This window comes from Streptomyces sp. NBC_00376 (genome assembly GCF_036077095.1).
In the GTDB taxonomy this organism is placed as follows: domain Bacteria; phylum Actinomycetota; class Actinomycetes; order Streptomycetales; family Streptomycetaceae; genus Streptomyces.
Genome location: NZ_CP107960.1, coordinates 74,738 through 94,227, shown reverse-complemented (window position 1 = coordinate 94,227; position 19,490 = coordinate 74,738). Strand labels below are relative to the sequence as shown.

The 19,490-nt window shown below is 68.8% G+C and carries 17 protein-coding genes and 1 pseudogene; 13 read left to right on the top strand and 5 right to left on the bottom strand.

The features are described 5' to 3' along the window. Nucleotides 1–4: 4 nt before the first annotated feature. From dgoD to OG842_RS00475, 4 genes are all read right to left on the bottom strand, one after another. Entirely contained in the window at nt 5–1,150 is a 1,146-nt protein-coding gene (gene dgoD / locus OG842_RS00490) for a galactonate dehydratase (protein ID WP_266726540.1), read from the bottom strand. Continuing rightward, the gene (locus OG842_RS00485) at nt 1,147–1,890 is read right to left on the bottom strand and encodes a FadR/GntR family transcriptional regulator (protein WP_266726538.1); all 744 of its coding nucleotides are present in this window, start codon (nt 1,888–1,890) and stop codon (nt 1,147–1,149) included. Before OG842_RS00485 ends, dgoD begins: the two co-directional genes overlap by 4 nt. Nucleotides 1,891–1,960: 70 nt before the next feature. After that, complete coding sequence (locus OG842_RS00480; RefSeq protein ID WP_266726536.1) at nt 1,961–2,719, bottom strand: SDR family NAD(P)-dependent oxidoreductase; 759 nt, start codon at nt 2,717–2,719, stop codon at nt 1,961–1,963. 258 nt (nt 2,720–2,977) lie between these two features. Further along, nucleotides 2,978–5,134, bottom strand: a complete 2,157-nt coding sequence (locus OG842_RS00475; protein WP_266726534.1) for a right-handed parallel beta-helix repeat-containing protein — start codon at nt 5,132–5,134, stop codon at nt 2,978–2,980. A 337-nt stretch (nt 5,135–5,471) separates the two neighbouring features. Here OG842_RS00475 and OG842_RS00470 point away from each other — a divergent pair, with 337 nt between their 5' ends. The 12 genes from OG842_RS00470 to OG842_RS00415 all read left to right on the top strand — a co-directional run bounded on the left by OG842_RS00470 (nt 5,472) and on the right by OG842_RS00415 (nt 17,643). Then, the gene (locus OG842_RS00470) at nt 5,472–6,731 is read left to right on the top strand and encodes an ABC transporter substrate-binding protein (RefSeq protein WP_266726532.1); all 1,260 of its coding nucleotides are present in this window, start codon (nt 5,472–5,474) and stop codon (nt 6,729–6,731) included. Continuing rightward, nucleotides 6,718–7,698, top strand: a complete 981-nt coding sequence (locus tag OG842_RS00465) for a carbohydrate ABC transporter permease (RefSeq protein ID WP_266726531.1) — start codon at nt 6,718–6,720, stop codon at nt 7,696–7,698. The genes OG842_RS00470 and OG842_RS00465 overlap by 14 nt, the downstream gene beginning before the upstream one ends. After that, on the top strand, nt 7,695–8,531 hold the full coding sequence (locus tag OG842_RS00460; RefSeq protein ID WP_266726529.1) for a carbohydrate ABC transporter permease: 837 nt from the start codon (nt 7,695–7,697) through the stop codon (nt 8,529–8,531). Before OG842_RS00465 ends, OG842_RS00460 begins: the two co-directional genes overlap by 4 nt. A 2-nt stretch (nt 8,532–8,533) precedes the next feature. Further along, entirely contained in the window at nt 8,534–10,477 is a 1,944-nt protein-coding gene (locus OG842_RS00455; RefSeq protein WP_266726527.1) for a hypothetical protein, read from the top strand. Nucleotide 10,478: 1 nt separating this feature from the next. After that, on the top strand, nt 10,479–11,267 hold the full coding sequence (locus tag OG842_RS00450; protein ID WP_266726526.1) for a ribonuclease activity regulator RraA: 789 nt from the start codon (nt 10,479–10,481) through the stop codon (nt 11,265–11,267). Beyond that, complete coding sequence (locus tag OG842_RS00445) at nt 11,264–12,202, top strand: aldo/keto reductase (RefSeq protein ID WP_266726524.1); 939 nt, start codon at nt 11,264–11,266, stop codon at nt 12,200–12,202. The genes OG842_RS00450 and OG842_RS00445 overlap by 4 nt, the downstream gene beginning before the upstream one ends. Beyond that, nucleotides 12,199–13,077 carry an amidohydrolase family protein gene (locus OG842_RS00440; RefSeq protein ID WP_266726522.1) on the top strand — a complete coding sequence of 293 codons (879 nt, stop codon included), beginning with the start codon at nt 12,199–12,201 and terminating at the stop codon, nt 13,075–13,077. The genes OG842_RS00445 and OG842_RS00440 overlap by 4 nt, the downstream gene beginning before the upstream one ends. Continuing rightward, complete coding sequence (locus OG842_RS00435) at nt 13,077–13,757, top strand: GntR family transcriptional regulator (RefSeq protein ID WP_266693432.1); 681 nt, start codon at nt 13,077–13,079, stop codon at nt 13,755–13,757. Before OG842_RS00440 ends, OG842_RS00435 begins: the two co-directional genes overlap by 1 nt. Nucleotides 13,758–14,025: 268 nt before the next feature. Continuing rightward, nucleotides 14,026–14,871 (top strand): NAD-dependent epimerase/dehydratase family protein, encoded by an 846-nt coding sequence (locus OG842_RS00430; protein WP_266726520.1) that lies wholly within the window; start codon nt 14,026–14,028, stop codon nt 14,869–14,871. A gap of 105 nt (nt 14,872–14,976) precedes the next feature. Continuing rightward, nucleotides 14,977–15,939, top strand: a complete 963-nt coding sequence (locus OG842_RS00425; RefSeq protein WP_266726518.1) for a 5-dehydro-4-deoxyglucarate dehydratase — start codon at nt 14,977–14,979, stop codon at nt 15,937–15,939. After that, on the top strand, nt 15,936–17,255 hold the full coding sequence (locus OG842_RS00420; protein ID WP_266726516.1) for a glucarate dehydratase family protein: 1,320 nt from the start codon (nt 15,936–15,938) through the stop codon (nt 17,253–17,255). The genes OG842_RS00425 and OG842_RS00420 overlap by 4 nt, the downstream gene beginning before the upstream one ends. Before the next feature lie 28 nt (nt 17,256–17,283). Further along, nucleotides 17,284–17,643, top strand: a complete 360-nt coding sequence (locus tag OG842_RS00415; protein ID WP_266726514.1) for a group II intron maturase-specific domain-containing protein — start codon at nt 17,284–17,286, stop codon at nt 17,641–17,643. Between the two features lie 334 nt (nt 17,644–17,977). Here OG842_RS00415 and OG842_RS00410 read toward each other — a convergent pair. Beyond that, nucleotides 17,978–19,188 (bottom strand): IS3 family transposase gene (locus OG842_RS00410; protein ID WP_266726512.1). Its coding sequence is split into 2 segments (ribosomal slippage): nt 17,978–18,897 and nt 18,897–19,188, totalling 1,212 coding nucleotides; the frame shifts between segments, so codons are not numbered across the junction. A gap of 59 nt (nt 19,189–19,247) precedes the next feature. Here OG842_RS00410 and OG842_RS00405 point away from each other — a divergent pair. Then, nucleotides 19,248–19,391, top strand: a pseudogene (locus OG842_RS00405) (IS701 family transposase); the annotation flags it as partial. Nucleotides 19,392–19,490: the final 99 nt, after the last annotated feature.

The window sequence follows — 19,490 nt, the reverse complement described above, 5'->3', positions numbered from 1 at the left end:
GCGCTCACCACTCGGCGAAGGCGCCGTCGTCGTGCCGCCACACCGGGTTGCGCCAGGCGTGTCCTGTCCGGTCGGCCGCGCGTACGGCTTTCTCGTCGACGGTGATACCGAGCCCCGGCTGTCCCGTGCGCCGCGCCCGTCCGCCGACGAAGCGGAACGGGTCGGTGTCGACGACGTACGACAGCAGGTCGGCGTCCTTGTTGTAGTGGATGCCCCGGCTCTGCTCCTGGATGAGGAAGTTCGGGGTGGAGAAGGCGATCTGGAGACTGGCGGCGAGTGCGATCGGGCCGAGGGGGCAGTGCGGGGCGAGTTGTGCACCGTAGGTCTCGGCGAGCGAGGCGATGCGGTGGACCTCGGAGATGCCTCCGGCGTGCGCGAGGTCCGGCTGGGCGACCGCGATGCCGGCCGTGAGGGCGGGCAGGAAATCGGCCCGCCCGTAAAGCCGTTCGCCGGTGGCGATGGGTACGGAGGTGGCGCCGACGAGGGCGGGCAGCAGGTGCCCCTGTTCGGGAAGGAGCGGTTCCTCCACGAACAGTGGGTGCAGCGGTTCGATGGCGTGCAGGACCCGGCGGGCGCCGGCCGGTCCGAATCTGCCGTGCATGTCGATGGCCACATCGCGGCCGGGGCCGAGGACCGCACGGGCGGCGGTCACCCGATCGACGACGGCGGTGGTCTCGGCAGGGGTCGCGAGGGGGGTGGTGCGACCCGCCGCGTTCATCTTGACGGCGGTGAAGCCGGCCTCGACCTGGGCGGTGATCTCTTCGGTGAGCTGGGCGGGTTCGTCGCCGCCGACCCAGGCGTAGACCCGCACCTCGTCGCGGACCGGACCGCCGAGCAACGCGTACACCGGGGCGCCGTACGCCTTGCCGGCAATGTCCCACAAGGCCTGGTCGATACCGGCGACGGCGCTGGAGAGTATCGGGCCGCCCCGGTAGAAGCCGCCCTTGCTGAGCACCTGCCAGTGGTCCTGGATGCGCAGCGGGTCCTGGCCGATCAGGTATTCGGCGAGGACATCGACGGCGGCGCGTACGACCTCGGCCCGGCCCTCGACGACGGGTTCCCCCCAGCCGACGACGCCCTCGTCGGTATCGATCCGGCAGAACAGCCAGCGTGGCGGTACGAGGAAGGTCTCGATGCGAGTGATCTTCACCGGTTCGCGGTCCCCTCGTCGATGGCCGGCCGGGTGCCGTGGGCCCGGTCGAGGTCGCGTACGGCCTGGTCGAGCAGGGCCCGCATGGCGCGTTCGGCAGCGACCGGGTCCTGGTCGCGTACGGCGTCAAGCACAGCCCGGTGACTGGGTACGGGGTCCTCGCCGTGCGGCGAACTGTGCACGATCTCGTCGCGGTGCGCGAGGCCCGACTCGATGACCATCTCCATGCGTTCGAGCAATTCGTTGTGGGTGGCCGCGAGGAGCGCGCGGTGGAAGGCGAGGTCCGCCTCGACCGCGTGGGCCGCGCCGCCCTCCTGCTCACCCATCGCGGCGAGGGCCGCTTCGAGTGCGTCCAGGTCGGAATCGGTGCGGCGGGCGGCGGCCAGCCGGACAGCGGCCGGCTCGATGATGCCGCGCACCTCACCGAGGTTGTACAGCAGTGCCGGATCGGTGCCGGAGTCGGTGCCACCCGCGAACTGCCAGCGCAGCACGTCCGCGTCGAGGAGGTTCCAGTCGGCGCGGGCTCTGACGAAGGTGCCGCGTTTCTGGCGCGCGTCGACCATCCCCTTGGCGGCGAGGACCTTCAGGGATTCCCGCAAGGCGGTCAGGCTGACGTCCAACTCATCCTGCAACGCCACGAGATCGAGCGTCGCTCCTTCGGGGATCTCGCCGCTCAGCACCCGGCGCGCGAGAGTCTCCACGGTCTGGCCGTGCACTCCGCGGCGCGCGTATGGCGTCATGTCTGTGTGCCTTTCTGGTGTGCGTTGAATACGGAGACGGTCAGGTCCTGTGCGATGGGTACGGAGACGGTCAGGCCGAGGCCTTGACGACGGACCAGCCGCCGTCCACCAGCAGGCTCGATCCCGTGATGTAGGACGCCTCGTCGGCGGCGAGAAACGCAATCGCCGCCGCAGCCTCCTGGGGAGTACCGAAACGCTTGGCGGCAGTCTCGGTGATGCTCTGCCTCCGGTCCTCCTCCGAGACCCGGTCCCATGCCCCGGTGAGGATGGGGCCGGGCAGGACCGTGTTGACTCGCACCTCAGGTCCGTACTCCACCGCCAGTTGTCCGCACAGAGAGAGCAGCGCGCCCTTGGACGCCGCGTACGCGGGATGTCCGGGGATGCCTTTGTGGGCGTGGACCGAGGAGGTGAGCACCACGGCGCCGTGGCGTTCGCGCAGATCGGGCAGGACCGCACGGAAGCCGAGGAACGCTCCGGTGAGGTTCACTGCGAGCTGGCGCTCCCACGAGGTGATGGTCATCTCGTGCGCGGGGGTGACGTCGACCGTGAAGGCGTTGCTCACCAGGACGTCGACGGGGCCGAAGGTGTGCGCCGCGGAGACGATCCGCCCCCAGCCGCCCTCGTCCGCGACGTCCGTGCTGATGAAGAGGGCCCGGCCGCCCGCTGCTCGGATGCTCGCGGCGACACGCTTGCCCGCGTCCTCGGCGATGTCGGCGAGGATCACCGCGGCGCCTTCGGCGGCGAGCCGTTCGGCGGTGGCCGCGCCGATGCCCGACGCGGCTCCGGTGACCACTGCCACCTTGTCGGCGAAGCGGGTGTTTCCGTTCATGGGGCTGTCGGCTCCTCGGGTGGTGAAGCTGTCGGCGATTCCGCCGGTGGCGCCGTTCGGACGCTGTGCTGAGGTGTGCCTGCGACTCCGCATGCGCGCCCACGGAACGAGGGCCCGGCCTCCTGACCCAGGCGGCCGGGCCCTCGTCCGGCTGATACAGACTGACGGGGCAACCGGGCCACCGTCAAGATTAATTACTAATTTATCTACTGGCTTTGGCCGGCCGGCTCCCTGCCCCGCCGCTCTCGGCCGTGCGGGTCACGAGCGCCCGATCCGGTTCATGGGTATCCGCTGGTAGCCGGGGAGTTGAGCGGCGATCAGGTCGTCGTTGCCCAGGGTCGGCTTCCCGTCCACGACTGTCACTACGCCGGGGTCGGCAGTGAGTGTCAGATTGTGGTCAACCGTTCCGTACGTGCGCGCGGAAGGGGCGATGTCCAGCGCGGCGACGGTGCAGAGCGCGTTGTACTCGACGACGTTGTACTTCGGGTACGCCGGCTGATCGTCGGCGATGTCCACGAGGTTCGGATAGCGCGACCGCCATGGCTCCTTCTGGTACGGAACGGCGGCCAGCAGGTCGTACATCCCCCACGCGCCGCCGGGTGCCACGTTCTGCGCCGCCCAGTTGAGACCTCGTTCGTCGAGCGTCACCGAACGGCCCGACGACAGCATGATGTTGTTGCTGATGACGTTGTCCCGGCCGCCGCCGATCTGGAAGGCGGTGTCGACCTTGTAGAAGATGTTGCCGAACACCGTCGTTCCGCAGAAGCAGTCGTCGAGGTAGACGCCCGAGGCGAAGTGGGATCCGCCGCTGCCGACGATGTCGTGCAGGAAGTTGTAGCGGATGACCGTGCCGCGTCCGGTCCACTCCCGGCCCGCGTAGATGGCGCCGGCGTCGTTGGTCTCCTTCACCACATCGTTGATCTCGTTGTACTCGATCACGTGGTCGTTGCCGCGGAAGAGGATGGCGACGTGCGGCGCATCGTAGATGTGGTTGTTGGCGACGTGGTTTCCGACACCGGCGAGTTCGACCGCGGGGCTGTACGTCAGCTGGAGGCGGCTGTAGTCGTGGATCTCGTTGCCGACCGCCCGGTTGCGCGCCGGGGTGAGGGTGGCCCGGTCACCGCCGGCGAGGGCGATGCCACCCTGGCCGGTGGCCTGGATGTGGCAGCCGCGGACCTCGTTCCCCGATCCGCCGTGCGGGCCGGCCGAGACACTCGCATCACCGATCGTGACCGCGCGACCGCCCAGGAGCCGCAGGGTGCAGTCCGTGACCGTGTTGGACGTGCCGTCGGTGATGACGATGCCGTCGCCGCGCGACCCTTCGAACATGAGGTTCGAGAACGTGACGTTCGAGCAGCCGTTGAGGACGGCCATCGGGTCGGCGAGCAGCGACAGCTGCACCGACGCACCGGTCAGGTCACCCGGCGGGTACAGGTACAGCTTCCCGGTGGCCCGGTCGAGGTACCACTCGCCCGGCGAGTCGAGTTCCTCAAGCACGTTGTAGTAGTAGTAGCGCTGGCCCGCCTTGACGCTGTACATGCTGGCAGTCTTGGTGGAGACCGTCTGCGCCGCCGGGTCGATCGCCTTGATCTGAAGGTTGCCGTCGGCCCACTCGTAGAACCAGTAGCCCTGCATCCACACGTCACTGGTGTCGGTCCAGGTCGACGGCCGGGGGTCGGTGTACTTGAACGTGGCGCCCTTGGCGAATTCGGCGGCCATCTTGTCGGGGTCGCCGAGGACGCTGCGGGGGTTCCCGCCCGGGTCGATGACCTGGCCGGCGGCGAGGAACCCGGTGCTCGGGTAACGGGCGAGGGTCATCGCCTTGCTGTTGAAGAACAGTTCGGGCGGGGTGACCGTGCGCGGCAGGCCGTATCCGGTCTGGACGATCTGACCGTAGTCGGTGATCCCGAGCGCCTTCAGGTCGAACTCGCGGACGATGTCACGTGACCCGGCCGGGAGACGGTTGCGTATCGCCTCGTCGCTGACCGCCTCGAACCCGGTAGCGGGCAGGTCCACGCCACCGACGAGCCGGACCTGTTCGCCGTTGTAGGCGGCGTAGGTGACCGGTCGGCCCGGCGTACCGGAGTCCTGCGCTTCGAGGGTGAAGCTTCGCGTCCGCCGGTACGTGCCGCCCCGGAGGAAGACGGTCACCGGTGCCGTGGCACGGCCCGGCGCACCCTGCCGCCAGGCCCGGATCGCGTCGCGCGCCTTCTCCGGCGTCGCGAATGGCGCGGCCTGCGTGCCCCGGTTCGAGTCCTTCCCGTCCGTTGCCACGAAGAAGGACTTCTGGTCCTCGGCCCGGTCTCGCCGGTCACCGGTACCGGCGTAGGCCGGCCCGGTGATGAGGGCTGCCGACGCACCGGCACCGACGGCCCCGGCGGCCCTGAGGAGATCACGTCGAGAGAATCTGGACATGTAGTGCCTTTCGTAGGTGCCTACTGGAACCGGGCCCTCGGTCCAGGCGCACGGCGCCTCCGGCCGGGCCCTCGTCGCACGATGGTTCGACTACCGGGCCCTCGTTGCACGATGCTCCGGCTAATCGATAATCGTTGAGCGACAAGTAGTGGGTCGGCGGTAGCGAGTGTCAAGGGGTCTTACAAAACCCGCCGAAAGAAGCCGAGTTGACCTGCCGGGTAGGTTGCGAACAGGTAACGCTGCCGTTGGGAGCTCTTGACCGACGCCCGGCGGGTCCTCGATGGTGAGCTCGCTATCGATAAGCGATAAGCGATTAGCTCGCTCGATGGAGGGTTCGATGGTTTCGGGTTCTCGCCGGCACCTGGTCAAGCTGGGTGCCATCGCCATGTCCGCCGCACTGCTCACGGGCTGCTCGACCGGCTCGGACTCAGCGGGCGGCGACAAGAACATCCGCATGCTGGTCAACATCACTCCGGTGCTGACCAAGCAGTTCTACAAGGACCTGGTGGCGGGGTACGTCGCCGGTCACCCCGGAGTGAAGGTCACGATCGAGGCGCCCACCGGCAGGGGCATCGAGGATACGCTGAAGCAGCAATTGGCCGCGGGCAGCCCACCCGACATCCTCGCCGGCGGGCAGAACACGGCTCTCGCCGGACAGATGGCGCCGCTGCCCGACGAACAGTGGGTGAAGGACGCACCGTTCGCGGAGGCGTCCAAGCTGGACGGCAAGGCGTGGATGGCTGGCACCGGCGTCCAGCTCCAGTCGCTGGTATTTTACAACAAGGCTGCCTTCGCCAAGGCTGGTGTCACCAAAACGCCCAAGACGGTTGACGAGTTCACCGCCGCGCTGCGCAAGCTGAAGGGCGCCGGTTACACGCCGCTGCAGACCGGTGGTGAGTGGACCACCGGCGCGCAGGCCCTGATGATGGCCAACCCGAACGTGATGAACACCGAGCCGCAGTGGTACGCGAAGCGGAACAAGGGCTCCGTGACCTTCGTCGGCAGCAACTACGCCAAGTACCTGGGCGTCTACGAGTCCTGGATCAAGGACGGCCTGGTTCCCAAGGACGCCAACGGCATCAAGTACCAGGACATGATCAACAACTTCACAGCCGGCAAGTCGGCGACGATGGTGATGGGCAACTGGCTGGCGGCCTCGCTCGCCGAAGCGAAGCCGGGCATCGACGCGGGAGTGTTCCCCGTCCCCACGTTCGACGGCTCCACGCCGCCGCAGGCGGCCAACCCGGCCATGCCGTACTCGGTGCTCAAGAGCTCCAGGCACGCGGACGCGGCAATAGACCTGGTGAAGTACCTGGTCAGCGACAAGAAGGCGATCACGATGGCGCTGAGCGCGGAGGGCAACTTCCGTACCGGGTACAGCTACAAGGCCACCCCGCTGACCAACGACATCGCGAAGCTCCTCGACAAGGCCGGCGGCAAGACCGTCGCGATCGGCCCGGGACTGGGCGACAACTCGTCCCCGGCGGGCTTCCCCGACGAGTTCAACACCCAGGTCCAGAGCATGTATCTCGGAACAAAGGCCGATCAGGTGGCGGGGGCCATGGACAAGTGGTGGGCCGCGAATGCGCCCAAGTAACGCGACGCTCACCGCTCATGGGCCGTCGGACAACCCGCCGGTCCATGAGCGCCCCCGACGCACTCACCACACTCACCCGCGCCCGCTGCGCGTACGCGCGGCGGGCAGCCTGTCCAGCATCTTCATGGTCGGCCCCGCACTGGCGGCGGTCGTGGCCTTCATCCTCATCCCCGTCGTGGTCGCCGGACGGCTCAGCCTCACCGACTGGGACGGTTTCTCCGACAGCTACAAATCCCTCGGCCTGGACAACTACGTCCAGCTGTTCCACGACCCGGGCGTGGCGAACGCGGCATACGTCACGCTCGTGATCGCGGTGGTCGGCACCGTGGCCTGCAACGTCCTCGGCCTGGGCCTCGCGGTCATGCTCAACGGCGAGGGGCGCGTCAAGGCTATGCTGCGGGGCCTGTTCTTCTACCCGCACGTGCTCGGCGCAGTCATCATCGGTTTCCTGTGGTCGGCGATACTGAGCAGCGAAGGAGCGGTCAACACGCTCCTGACTGCGGCGCACCGCTCCAAGGTCCCGTTCCTTTCCGATCCGCAGTGGGCGCTCGCAGCCGTCGTCTTCGTGGTGGTCTGGTCGACGTTCGGCGTGAACGTGGTCCTCTACCTCGCCGGGCTGCAGACGATCCCGGAGTCGCTCCTGGAGGCGGCGCGCATCGACGGCGCCTCACGCTGGCAGACGTTCCGCCAGGTCGTGCTGCCGATGCTGGCACCCACGGTGACGATCAACGTGGTCCTCGTGCTCGTCCAACTGCTGCGGGTCTACGACCTGGTACTGGCGATGACCGACGGTGGTCCGGCCGGCCACACGCAGACGTACGCATACCTGGTCCTGTCGGAGTCGTTCCTGAACGGGAAGATCGGCTACGCCTCGGCCCAGAGCATCGCCCTCATGATCGTCATCACGGTGCTCGCCGTCGTGATCGTGGCGCTGCGCCAGCGCAGCGAGAAGGCGGTGGAACAGTGAAACGCAATGCAGACAGCCGCGTCGGCTCGGTCATGCTCGGTCTCTTCGCACTGGTCATGCTGGCGCCGCTGTACCTCGTGATCGTCAACGCGTTCAAACCGGAGTCGGCGATCCGTCAACGGCCGTTCTCCGCCGCCCCGGGAGCGCTGTCCACGGACTATCTCCGAGCGGCACTGTCGTCACCGGACTACAACATCATCAAGTCGTTCGGTGTGACGGTGATGTTCGTGGTCCTGGTCAACGTGCTGTCCCTGGCGCTGGCCGGTCCGGCCGCCTATGTCATCGCCCGGGGTACCCGCCGGTGGCACAAGGGGATGCTGCTGGTGTTCCTGGCCGGGCTGTTCATCCCCGGGCAGGTCCTGGTCATCCCGGTGATCTACGTGCTGCGCTTCACGGGCCTGATGGGCACGATCCCCGGATTCGTCCTGTACGAGGCGACGTTGACCCTGCCGCTGTCGATGTTCCTGTTCGTGGGCTACATCAAGTCCATCCCCAGGGAGCTCGACGAGGCGGCGCAGATCGACGGCGCGGGCCGGCTGCGCACCTTCTGGCAGGTGATCTTCCCGCTGATGCAGCCGGTCGTGGTCACCGCGATCGTCCTGCACACCATCGGAGTCTGGACGGACTTCGTGAACCCGCAGATCGTGCTGGGTCCGGCATCGGGTCTGTACACCGTGATGACCGGCGTGTACTCCGCGATCGGTCTGCACACCACCGACCTGTCCGTGGTCTATCCGACGCTGCTGCTGGCGATCGCACCGGTGCTGATCTTCTTCGTCATCATGCAGCGCAAGATCGTCGGCGGCCTCACCGCCGGCGCGACGAAGGGATGACCGTGGGCAAGCACATGGTGAGCGTGACGGCGTCCGTGCCGGCCTGCGAACCGCCCGCCTGGGCCGTACTGCAACGGCAGTTGTTCTCCGTACTGGACGAGGCATGGCGGGTCTTCGAGGACCGGTACTGCCACCCCGAGGGCGGGCTGCGCTTCGACGGGGTACTGGAAGGCCGTGACGGGGCGGACGACTTCTACGAACCGTTCTTCAACTGGCCGATGCTTTACATGCTCGGCGGTTCGGACGACCTGCTCGACGCCAGCAAGAAGCACTGGAACGGCATCACCCGGCAGCTTTCCGAAGCCGGGTTCCTGGTCGACGAGTACGAGCGCGGGTACGACTGGTTCCACCAGGGCGAGTCGCTGCTGATGTTCTACGGGATCTGCGCGGCCGACCCGTCCGACGACACGTTCCGCCGGCGGGCGCTGCGCTTCGCCGAGCTCTACCTGCCCACCTCGCCCGTCGGCAACGTCGACGGCCCGCGGCGGATCATCCGGGCTCCGCACACCGGGGCCGGCGGTCCACGCCGGGGCGTGGACGAGGCATGGGCGCAGGGGTTCGGCGCGGAACTGACCAACATGAAGCCGTACGGCCTGCCCCTGGAGGACCTGCCCGGCATCGACACCTGGGACGACCTGGCCGACCCCGCCAACGCGCGGCGTATGGGCGAGGCGATGAACCGGCGGCTCGGCGACGGCGACGTCGCGGTGAACCTCGCTTCCACCTCGCTGATCGCCAACGCGTGGCTGTACACGGGCGAGGACCGGTACCGCGACTGGCTCGTCGACTACGTGCAGGCCTGGCGGGACCGGGCCGCCGCCGCGGGCGGTGTAATCCCCGACAACGTGGGACCCTCCGGGGAGGTCGGTGAGCTGCACGACGGCCGCTGGTACGGCGGCTCGTACGGCTGGACCTGGCCGCACGGTCTGCACAGCGTCGGCGCGGTCGCAGTCGTCGCGGCCATGAACGCCGCGCTGGTCACCGGCGACGACGCGTGGTTCGACCTGGCCCGCGCCCCGCTGGACCGGGTGCTGGAAGAGGCGACGCGCGGGCCGGTTCGTGACGGGGAATCCAGCATGGCCTCGACCTGGCTCCAGCGCCTCGGGCCTGATGCCGACGGCGACCTGCAACTGGTGCCCTACCGGAAGGGCGTGCACGGCTGGTTCGACCACCAACCCCTGCAGATCGCCTTCCCGGCCTGGATCTGGTGGTGCTCCAGCGACCCGCAGGACCGGCAGCGGCTCGACCGCGTGGAGCGCGAATGCGGCTACGACTGGACGACCGTCCATGCCTTCCGCGACAAGGAGGAGGCCGGACACGAGGCGCCGTGGCTCGCCTACCTCGACGGCCGCAACCCCGACTACCCGGCCCGCGCCCTCAGCATGGCGCTGGGGCAGGTCGCCCGCAGGATGGCACTCGTCCACGCGGATGCGTCGTCGGTCCGCACCGATGACATCCACTGGTGGCAGCGGCTCAATCCCGTGGTGACCGAGATCCTGGTGCAGCTGACCACCGGCGCGCCCGCCGCCCCCTACAACGGGGGGCTCCAGCAGACGCGGGTGCGCTACTGGGACGCCGGCCGCGGCCGTCCCGGCCTGCCGGCCGACGTCGCCGCCCTCGTCGAGGAGCTCGACGAGACCCGGGTCGGCGTCCAGTTGGTCAACCTGAGCAATACGCGCGAGCGGCGCGTGGTCGTACAGGCCGGCGCGTTCGCCGAGGACGGCATCGACCATGTCGTGGTGGACCAGCTCGACGACGGCTATCCCGGCCCGAACCGTGCCTACCGGGCCGACGAGTTCACGACCAGTACCCGGCGCATCGACGTGCACGACAACCACCTGCTGGTGATTCTGCCGCCCGGGACCCGGCTCGATCTGACCATGCAGGTGAGGCGCCGTCAGTTCATCCCGAGCCACCCAACGTTCGACCGATATCAGGAGAAGTAGAATGACGAACGATGAGCATGCCCAGCCGGTGTTTCCCCTTCCGGTGCGCGGCGACACATACCGGCGTGCCGATGCGGAGCTGGTGGATCAGATGGGCCAGGTGAGCAGCGCCACCGCGTGCGCGAAGCTCCACGGCCTGGGCATCAGGCGCACGTGGATGGAGGGGCCGCAGTCCCTCACGACCGGGCAGAAGATCGCCGGGTCGGCGTTGACGCTCCAGTTCATGCCGCAGCGCGAGGACATAGCCAGCGGCCTGGCCCAGGAGGCCGTCGAACGCCAAACCGCCCTGTGGGCGGTCCTGGAGGCGGTACAGCCCGGCGACGTCCTCGTCATCCAGGCGTACGGGTCGGCGTTCAGCGGCTGCGTCGGCGACATGCTCGTCCGCTACTTCAAGCGCAAGGGCGGCGCCGGGATCGTCGTCGACGGCCGGATCCGGGACGCTCCGCGGGTCCGCGAGCTCGGCGTGCCGATCTGGTGCACCGGCACCACCCCGCACTACGCCTCCCAGTCGGAGCTGTTCCCCTGGGCGTACGACGTGCCGGTTGCCGCCGGCGGAGTGCTGTGCCTGCCCGGCGACATCGTGGTCGCCGACGACGACGGCGCCGTCGTCGTCCCTCAGGCGACCGCGCCGGAGGTGGTCGCCACGGCCCGAGACCACCAGGACTGGGAGGTGTTCAGCCGGATGCGTCTCGACCAGGGCGCCCGGCTCGGCAACTACTACCCGCTGACATCGGAGTCGCGCGCGGAGTACGAGCAGTGGCGCGACCAGCAGAGGTCGTCCCAGCGATGAACCAGGTCTCGGGCCCGGGTGTGCTGGGCCGCACCGGTCTCACGGTCGGCAGGCTCGGCCTGGGCTGTGCGCCCCTGGGCAACCTCTACGAGCCGGTTCCGGAGCAGGATGCCACCGGCACGGTGCGTGCCGCGCTGGCGGGCGGGACGCGCCTGTTCGACACCGCCCCCCGGTACGGCAACGGCGTGTCCGAACAGCGCCTCGGCCAGGTGCTGGCCGGGGTACCCAGGTCCGAGGTCGTCGTCGCGACCAAGGTCGGATACCTCCTCACCGACGACGGGGCCGAGCCGGACTTCTCCTATGACGGCACCATGCGGTGCCTGGAGCAGAGCCTGACCCGGCTCGGCCTGGACCGGGTGGACATCGCGCATGTCCACGACCCCGACCACCATGAGCAGGAGGCCCTCGCGGGGGCCTTCCGCGCCCTGGTCGACCTGCGGGAGCAGGGCGTGGTGTCGGCGGTGGGCGCGGGCATGAACCAGAGCAGCATGCTGGAGCGGATCGTCGCGCAAGTCGACGTGGACTGCGTGCTGCTGGCCGGCCGGTACACACTCCTCGACCAGGAAGCTCTGACGGGCCTGCTGCCTGAGTGCGAGGCCCGCGGTGTCGGGGTCATCCTGGGCGGGGTGTACAACTCCGGCCTGCTGGCCGATCCCCGACCCGGCGCGAGGTACGACTACCGGACAGCCGAGCCGCACCAGGTTGCCGTCGCACTGGCCATCGCGGAGATCTGTGCTCGCCACGGGGTGCCGATGAAGGCGGCGGCCCTGCGGTTCGCGTGGGGGCATCCTGCCGTGTCCGCTCTGGTCGTCGGAGCCAGAACGGCCGATGAAGTGCGGGAGAACCTCGCCATGGCGCAGACCACCGTCCCCGCCGACCTGTGGGCGGAGCTGCGCGCAGCGGGACTGCTACCGGAGGAGGTGCCGACGCCGTGACCGTCATCGACGCACACGTCCACCTGTGGGACCCCGGCCTGCACGACCATGCGTGGCTGCGGTCCGCAGGCGAACTGCATCGCCCCTTCCTTCTCGACGACCTCACCGCGGCCTCCGGGTCGGTGACGGCTGTTGTCGTGCAGGCCGGGCGGACCGTGGACGAGGCCCGTTGGCTGCTGGGCCTGGCAGCGCGGTCCCCACGAATCGCCGGCGTCGTCGTCCACGCGGATCTCGCCGACCCGGCCGCGGTGGACACGATCGACGCACTCCGCGCGGAGGACGGGGGTTCGGCGCTGGTCGGGGTCCGTGACCCGGTCGGGGCAGGCGAAGGCGCCCGCCTCGGGCTGCCCCAGGTGCGGCGCTCACTCGCGGCTCTCGGCGAGCGGGGCCTGGCCATGGACCTGCTGCTGGGGCACGGGACTCTGCGTGAGGCATACGCAGCGGCCAGGGACCTGCCGCAGGTGCGGTTCGTCGTCGACCACGCAGCCATCTCGGCCGTCGACGTGCGGCGCGAAGGCCTCAGCGAATGGGCCGCGCAGCTGACGCCACTGGGCCGACTGCCCAACGTGGTGTGCAAGTTGTCCGGACTCGGCAAGGCCACCGCCGAACCGGGCGGAGTGCGGCTGGACGCCGTGGCGCGGGTGCTGCTCGACGTGTTCGGGCCGCGTCGGCTGACGTTCGGGTCCGACTGGCCGGTCAGCACACAGTGGTCGCCGTACGAGGACGTGGTCGGGGCCACGGCGCGTGTGCTGGGTGAGTTGACCGCGGACGAAGCCACCACGGTGTGGGGCGGTACGGCCATCGGGGCCTACGGACTCGATCTGGCGGACACCGCTATCGATAATGGGATGATGACGCGGCAGGGGGAGCACTGATGACCGGCCTGAACGATTTGCTCGAACAGAACAGGGGCATGGCTTCCGGCGGGCTGCTGTCCGACCGGGTATACCGGCTGTTGCGCTCGGCCATCCTGAGCGGCGAGATGGTGCCGGATCAGCGGATCGTCGAATCCGACATCGCCAAACGCCTGGGCATCAGCCAGGCCCCGGTGCGCGAGGCCGTCAAGCGGCTGGTCTACGAGAGCCTGGTCACTCACGTGCCGCGGCTGGGCAGCCGGGTCGCCCACATCTCGACCGAGCAGGCCGAGCAGGCACGGGAGCTGCGCGGTCAGCTCGAGGAGTTCGCCGCCCGATCCGCCGCCCAGCGCCGCGCCGAGGGTTACGTCGACCAGCTGAACGCCGTGATCGACGACATGCGGCGGGCGGCCCGGCAGGACGACCCGATCAGCTTCCGCGACAGCGACATGACTTTCCACCGCCTCGTCTGCCAGGCCAGTGGCAACCACCTGCTCCCGCGGTTGTGGGAGGTGATGGAGCCCAGCCTCTGGGCCCTGCGCGTGGTCTCCGACCCGTTCTACACCGGCAGCCGCGACAAGCTGGTCAACGAACACGCGCGCCTGCTCGACATGCTGGTGGGCGGCCGGGAGGACGACGCCGCACGGGCCTTCCGCCTGCACGCGATCGGCGCGGCGCGGCTGGCGCAGCGCGACGAGTAGCCCGCCGGCTCGCACGCGGTAGGCGGCGCGATCCGTACTGCGGCAGTGTTCACCAATGTCCGCGGTGGACGGTACGGGGCGCTATCGGCGTACGTCGAACGGTGGGCGCGGGCGACGCGCTCGCCGGTGGCTACCTGTACGGCCCCTCCCAGGGCTGACTGAGGTGGCCCGGCTACGGCTCGGTCACCTGGTCGCCGCCACGGAAGTCGGGCCACTGCCGGCCACGGACGCCGCTCAGTCACGCATCGAACGACACCGGAGGTTCTGCATGACCCGGCAAGGCGCGCACGTCACCGGCTCCGTCGACACCACCCGGATCCTGCTCACGGGCGCCGCGGGCAGGGTCGGCACCCAACTGCGGCCGCTGGCGGCACGGGAGGGCCGCACGCTGCGGCTTCTCGACATCACCACGCCGCCCGCCGTCGAAGGGAGCGGAGCGGAGGAGACCGTGATCGCCTCCCTCACCGACGCCGAGGCCCTGCTGGAGGCGTGCCGGGGCATCAGCGCGATCGTCCATCTCGGCGGCCAGAGCGTCGAGTCCAGCCTGGACGACGTACTGGACCGCAACGTGCGCGGCACACTGAACCTCCTGGAAGCGGCCCGGCTGGCCGGTGTGCCCCGGGTCGTCCTCGCCTCCTCGACACATGCCGTCGGCTTCCATCAGTACGACGGCACTCCGGTCGCCGCGAACGCGCCGGCCCGCCCGGACACCCTCTACGGCTGGAGCAAGGCCGCGATCGAGTCCGCCGGACGGCTGTACCACGACCGCTTCGGCATGGACATCATCTGTCTGCGCATCGGAAGCTGGTTCCCGATGCCGAACGGGATGCGCGGGCTGTCCACCTGGCTGTCACCGGCCGACGGGCACCGCCTCGTCGAAGCCTGCTTGAGCTGCCGCGAACCCGGCTACCGGATCGTCTGGGGAGTCAGCCGCAACACCCGGGGCTGGGTGAGCCTGGCCGAAGGTGAGGCGATCGGCTACCACCCGCTCGACGACGCCGAGCAGTTCGCGCCCGAGGTCATCGGCCGGTGCGGAGCGCCGGACCCCGCCGACCCGATCGCAGCCCGGCTCGGGGGCACATGGTGTGCCCTCCCGCTGGGGCGAACCTGGTGACAGCCGTCCGCTCGTGACAGCCATCCATCTATAACAGCCATCCGTTCTTGACAGTCAGTCGAGCACCGGCTCGGCCGAGGCAACCCTTGAAGTGGAGATTCATCCATGAATACCGTGAAATGCGATGAACGAACAACGCGGCTCTCGGGACTGCTCTCCTTCCCCCTGACTCCCTTCGACGACGCCGACGAGGTCGACCTGGACGTCTTCGCCTCCCACGTCGAGGCACAGATCGCCGCCGGACCCAGCGGGCTGTTCGTGGCATGCGGCACCGGCGAGTTCCCCGCGCTCGGGCTCGACGAGTACCGGCAGGTCGTGTCCACCGCGGTGAAGCAGGCCGCCGGACGTCTCCCGGTGTTTGCCGGGGCGGGCGGAGGCCCGCGGATCGCGCGGGAGTTCGCGCTGGCCGCGCAGGAATGCGGCGCCGACGGACTGCTGTTGCTGCCCCCCTACCTGCTGACGTCCACCCCGCAGGGGCTGGTGCGCCATATTCGCTACGTCGCCGAGGCCACACCGCTGCCGATCACCGTCTACCAGCGGGCCAACGCGGTCCTCGATCCGGGAACCGCAGTGGAACTGCTCGACATCCCGACCGTAGCGGGCATCAAGGACGGCTGCGGCGACGTCGACGCCATGCTGCGCCTGGTCACCGCCGTACGTAGCAGCGGACACCCCCGCGCTGCCGACTTCGGATTCGTCAACGGGCTGCCGACCGCGGAGCTCAGCGCTCGGGCTTACGCCGCGATCGGCGTGGAGAGCTATTCCTCGGCGGTGCACTGTTTTGCCCCCGACATCGCCACCGCGTTCCACCGGGCTCTGCGCGGCGACGACGAGGAGGCGCAGCGAACACTGCTGACCGAGTTCTACCTGCCCTTCGTTGCGTTGCGCGACCGCGTGCCGGGCTACGCTGTTTCGCTGGTCAAGGCCGGTGCGCAGCTGGCCGGACTGGCCGTCGGCCCCGTCCGCCCGCCGCTGGTGGAGGCCACACCGGAACACGTCGCCCAACTCACGACCCTCGTGGACCGCGGACGCGCGGCACTCCGTCGACTGGAGGAGTCCCGGGCATGACGACCGATTCTCGTACGGGGAAGGACCACGTGGAGCTGCAGAGCCCGTCAGGGCGCGCCACGATCACCGACATCCGCATCACGCCCATCGCATTCCCTGACCCGCCGTTGCTCAACGCCGTGGGCTGCCACGAGCCGTGGGCGTTGCGGGCGATCATCGAAGTCGACTGCGGCGACGGACTCGTCGGGCTCGGCGAGACCTACGGCGACGCCACGCACCTGGCGGTGCTGCGTACAGTGGCACCGCTGCTGATCGGGCTGGACCCGTTCCGGACCGAATACATCAAGTCCGTGGTGGATGCGCTGCTCGGCACGGCTGACGCGCCCGCGGAGAAACTCGGTCCGTCCGGCGGCATGGGCCCGGAGAAGGCGGCGCTGCGGGTCTTCTCCGCATTCGAGGTCGCCTGCCTCGACGTGCAGGGCCAGGCGATCGGCCGCCCGGTCCACGATCTCCTCGGCGGCCGGGTACGCGACGCCGTTCCCTTCTCGGCGTACCTGTTCTACAAGTGGGCGCAGCATCCCGGCGATGCGCCGGACCCCTACGGCGCTGCGCTCGACCCTGACGGGATCGTGGCGCAGGCCCGGACGATGGTGCAGACCTACGGTTTCCAGTCGATCAAGCTGAAGGGCGGTGTCTTCGCTCCCGACGAGGAACTCGACGCCATTCGCGCGCTGCGCGAGGAGTTCCCCGCGCTGCCGCTGCGCATCGATCCCAACGCCGCGTGGAGCGTCGAGACCTCCCGCCGGGTCGCCGCCGAGACACAGGGCCTGCTGGAATATCTCGAAGATCCGACCGAGGGCCTGGCCGGCATGGCCGCCGTCGCCGAGACCGCCGGGATGCCGCTGGCCACCAACATGTGTGTGGTCTCCTTCGACCACATTCCCGAGGCCGTCGATCGCGGCTCCGTTCAGGTCATCCTGTCCGATCACCACTACTGGGGCGGACTGCGGCAGTCTGTGCGTCTGGCGGGCATCTGCGAGACCTGGGGCCTTGGCCTGTCGATGCACTCCAACAGCCATCTCGGCATCAGCCTTGCCGCGATGACCCACCTCGGCGCGGCACTGCCGCAGCTGTCCTACGCCGCCGACACCCATACGCCGTGGCAGCTGGGTGTCGACGTTGTGGAGCGCCCGCTGACCTTCGTCGACGGCGCCGTGCCAGTGCCGATGTCGCCGGGGCTCGGCGTGCGGCTGGACCGGGACGCGCTCGCCCGGCTGCATGAGAACTACCTTCGGCAGGGCATCACCGGACGCGACGACACGGGTTACATGCGCCGGTTCCACTCGGACTTCAACCCGACGAAGCCGCGGTGGTGACCGGGGATCCAAGAAGGCCGTGCAGGCCATGAAGGACCGGATCTCGGAGCGGACCTGCAGAAACACCCAGAACCGGAGTCTGACCCAGTTCCTGACCGGGCTGAATCAGACGCCGAGAGGGTGGGCGTGTTACTTCCGCCACGGCTCGGCGAAGCGGACCTTCAACGCGGTCGACAACCATACGTGGCACCGCATCGCGATTTGGCTCCGTCCGAAACACAGCATACCCAGCAGCCAGTTCAAGAGATTCTGTGACCAGGTGTGGCGGTTCGCCGACGGCGAAACCGCGTTCCTCGGCGCATCCAGCGTCGTGATCGAACGCTATCGCTACCGCGGAGCACGTATCTCGACTCCGTGGAACATCGAATCGGCAGCCGGAACCGGCTGACCGCAGGCAAGACACGTGGAGAGCCGGATGCGTGGAGACACGCACGTCCGGTTCGGGTCGGCGGCTCGGGGAAACGGAACGACGGCAACGTCGTCACCGCGCTCCGAGCCGACCGCACAGGGACATCCTGCACATCCTGAGATGCCGACTGGTTGCGCGTATTGGCCCGATGGGCGGTAAGACCGACCGGCAAATTGGGGGTGGGAGAAGGAGCGGGGCTGGGTGCGTGCAGCTGCAAGGCGGAGGAGGGATGCAACGCGAAGGGGATCCACCCATGCCTTCAGGGCTATGGGGGAGTTTGTCGACGGGCCTTGACCCCGGATTGTGAACACGTCTATGCGGCTTGGGCCAGGGTAGTTGCTGCGGGTTGGAGGCCGTTCTCGTTGGCGATCGGGGATCTTTGGCCGAGGCGGGAGTGCCTGCGTCGGGTGTTGTATCGGGTCAGCCGGCGGAAGGCGTCGAGCCTGGCCTCGCGCTCGCTCGGCCAGGCCTTTCGGCCTTTGAGTGTTTCTCTCTTGAAGGCTGCGTTGAAGCTTTCCGCGGCGGCGTTGTCCGCGCTGGACCCGATCGCGCCCATACTCTGCTGGACCCCTGCTGACCTGCAGATCTCGGCGAAGGCCCTACTCGTATATTGCGAGCCGTGGTCGGTGTGCGTGATCGCTCCTGCCAGGCTCCCGCGGGTCCGCTCGGCGGCCGCCAGGGCGTCGGTGACGAGCTCGGTCCGCATGTGGTCGGCGATCGCCCACCCGGCCAGCCGGCGTGAGGCGAGGTCGATGACGGTTGCGAGGTAGAGCGGCTTCGCGCCGCTGACCGGCAGGTATGTGATGTCCCCGACGTACTTCGTGTTCACCACAGCCGCGGTGAAGTCACGCCCGATCAGATCTGGCGCCTTCGCCGCGGCCTGGTCCGCGACGGTGGTGCGGTGCCGGCGGCGCAACCGGACTCCCTCGAGCCCGATGGTCCGCATGATCCTCGCGACGCGTTTGTGGTTGATAGCCGGGCCGTCCCCGTCACGGAGCTCGGCGGTGATCCTCGGAACTCCGTAGGTCCCGTTGGAGTCCTGGTGGACCTTGCGTATTCGGGCCGCGAGCCCGGCCTCGACGGCCTGCCGGGCCGCTCTTGCGGCTGCGGTGCGGCGCCAGTAGTAGAAGCTCGAGCGGGCCAGGCCGAGGATGTCGCAGAGCCGCTTCACGCCGTGACGGCGCTGGTGATCCTCAACGAACTGGTAGCGGTTCACCAGCGCGTCTCCGTCGCGAAATACCGGGCCGCCTTACGGAGGATGTCGCGTTCTTCCTCGAGTTCGCGGATCCTCTTGCGTGCTGCGGTCAGCTCCGCCTGAACGTCGTTGCCTTCGGTTCGGGCAGCGGTCGGCGGTGCGGAGTGAGCGCCGGGCCGGCGCCCGTCCGCGGCTCGGATCCAGTTCCTCAGCGTCTCGGTGTTCACCCCGAGATCAGCGGCGACCGACTTGATTGTCGCTCCCGGCCTCGACCGGTACAACGTGACCGCGTCCGCCTTGAAATCGGCGGGATAGTGCTTCATCCCCACAGGGACTCCGTTCTCCTGGACCATCAAGATCCAAGTCTCTCCGGTGTCCAAAATCCGGGGTCAAGGTCCCCCTGGGCCTGGCCCACTTCGAAGGCCGAACCTGGCCAGGCTGGCACCACCACGTCACCCTCGTCTCGGTCGTCCACGCCTTCTGCACCCTGCAGCGACTGAGCCGATCCCCAAAAGAGACGGCGTCGGCCTGAGCCTCTACCGAGTCGTCCACGAGCTGCAGATACTCCTCGCGATCTGGACCGGCGCCTGCCCCACCTGTCACCGCAACATGCCAGACCCCGCACCAACAT

Coding starts and splice junctions, on each gene's coding strand:
- OG842_RS00485 (WP_266726538.1), bottom strand. CDS start 1,890: ATGACGCCATACGCGCGCCGCGGAGTGCACGGCCAGACCGTGGAGACT.
- OG842_RS00480 (WP_266726536.1), bottom strand. CDS start 2,719: ATGAACGGAAACACCCGCTTCGCCGACAAGGTGGCAGTGGTCACCGGA.
- OG842_RS00475 (WP_266726534.1), bottom strand. CDS start 5,134: ATGTCCAGATTCTCTCGACGTGATCTCCTCAGGGCCGCCGGGGCCGTC.
- OG842_RS00470 (WP_266726532.1), top strand. CDS start 5,472: ATGGTTTCGGGTTCTCGCCGGCACCTGGTCAAGCTGGGTGCCATCGCC.
- OG842_RS00465 (WP_266726531.1), top strand. CDS start 6,718: ATGCGCCCAAGTAACGCGACGCTCACCGCTCATGGGCCGTCGGACAAC.
- OG842_RS00450 (WP_266726526.1), top strand. CDS start 10,479: ATGACGAACGATGAGCATGCCCAGCCGGTGTTTCCCCTTCCGGTGCGC.
- OG842_RS00445 (WP_266726524.1), top strand. CDS start 11,264: ATGAACCAGGTCTCGGGCCCGGGTGTGCTGGGCCGCACCGGTCTCACG.
- OG842_RS00435 (WP_266693432.1), top strand. CDS start 13,077: ATGACCGGCCTGAACGATTTGCTCGAACAGAACAGGGGCATGGCTTCC.
- OG842_RS00430 (WP_266726520.1), top strand. CDS start 14,026: ATGACCCGGCAAGGCGCGCACGTCACCGGCTCCGTCGACACCACCCGG.
- OG842_RS00425 (WP_266726518.1), top strand. CDS start 14,977: ATGAATACCGTGAAATGCGATGAACGAACAACGCGGCTCTCGGGACTG.
- OG842_RS00420 (WP_266726516.1), top strand. CDS start 15,936: ATGACGACCGATTCTCGTACGGGGAAGGACCACGTGGAGCTGCAGAGC.
- OG842_RS00415 (WP_266726514.1), top strand. CDS start 17,284: ATGAAGGACCGGATCTCGGAGCGGACCTGCAGAAACACCCAGAACCGG.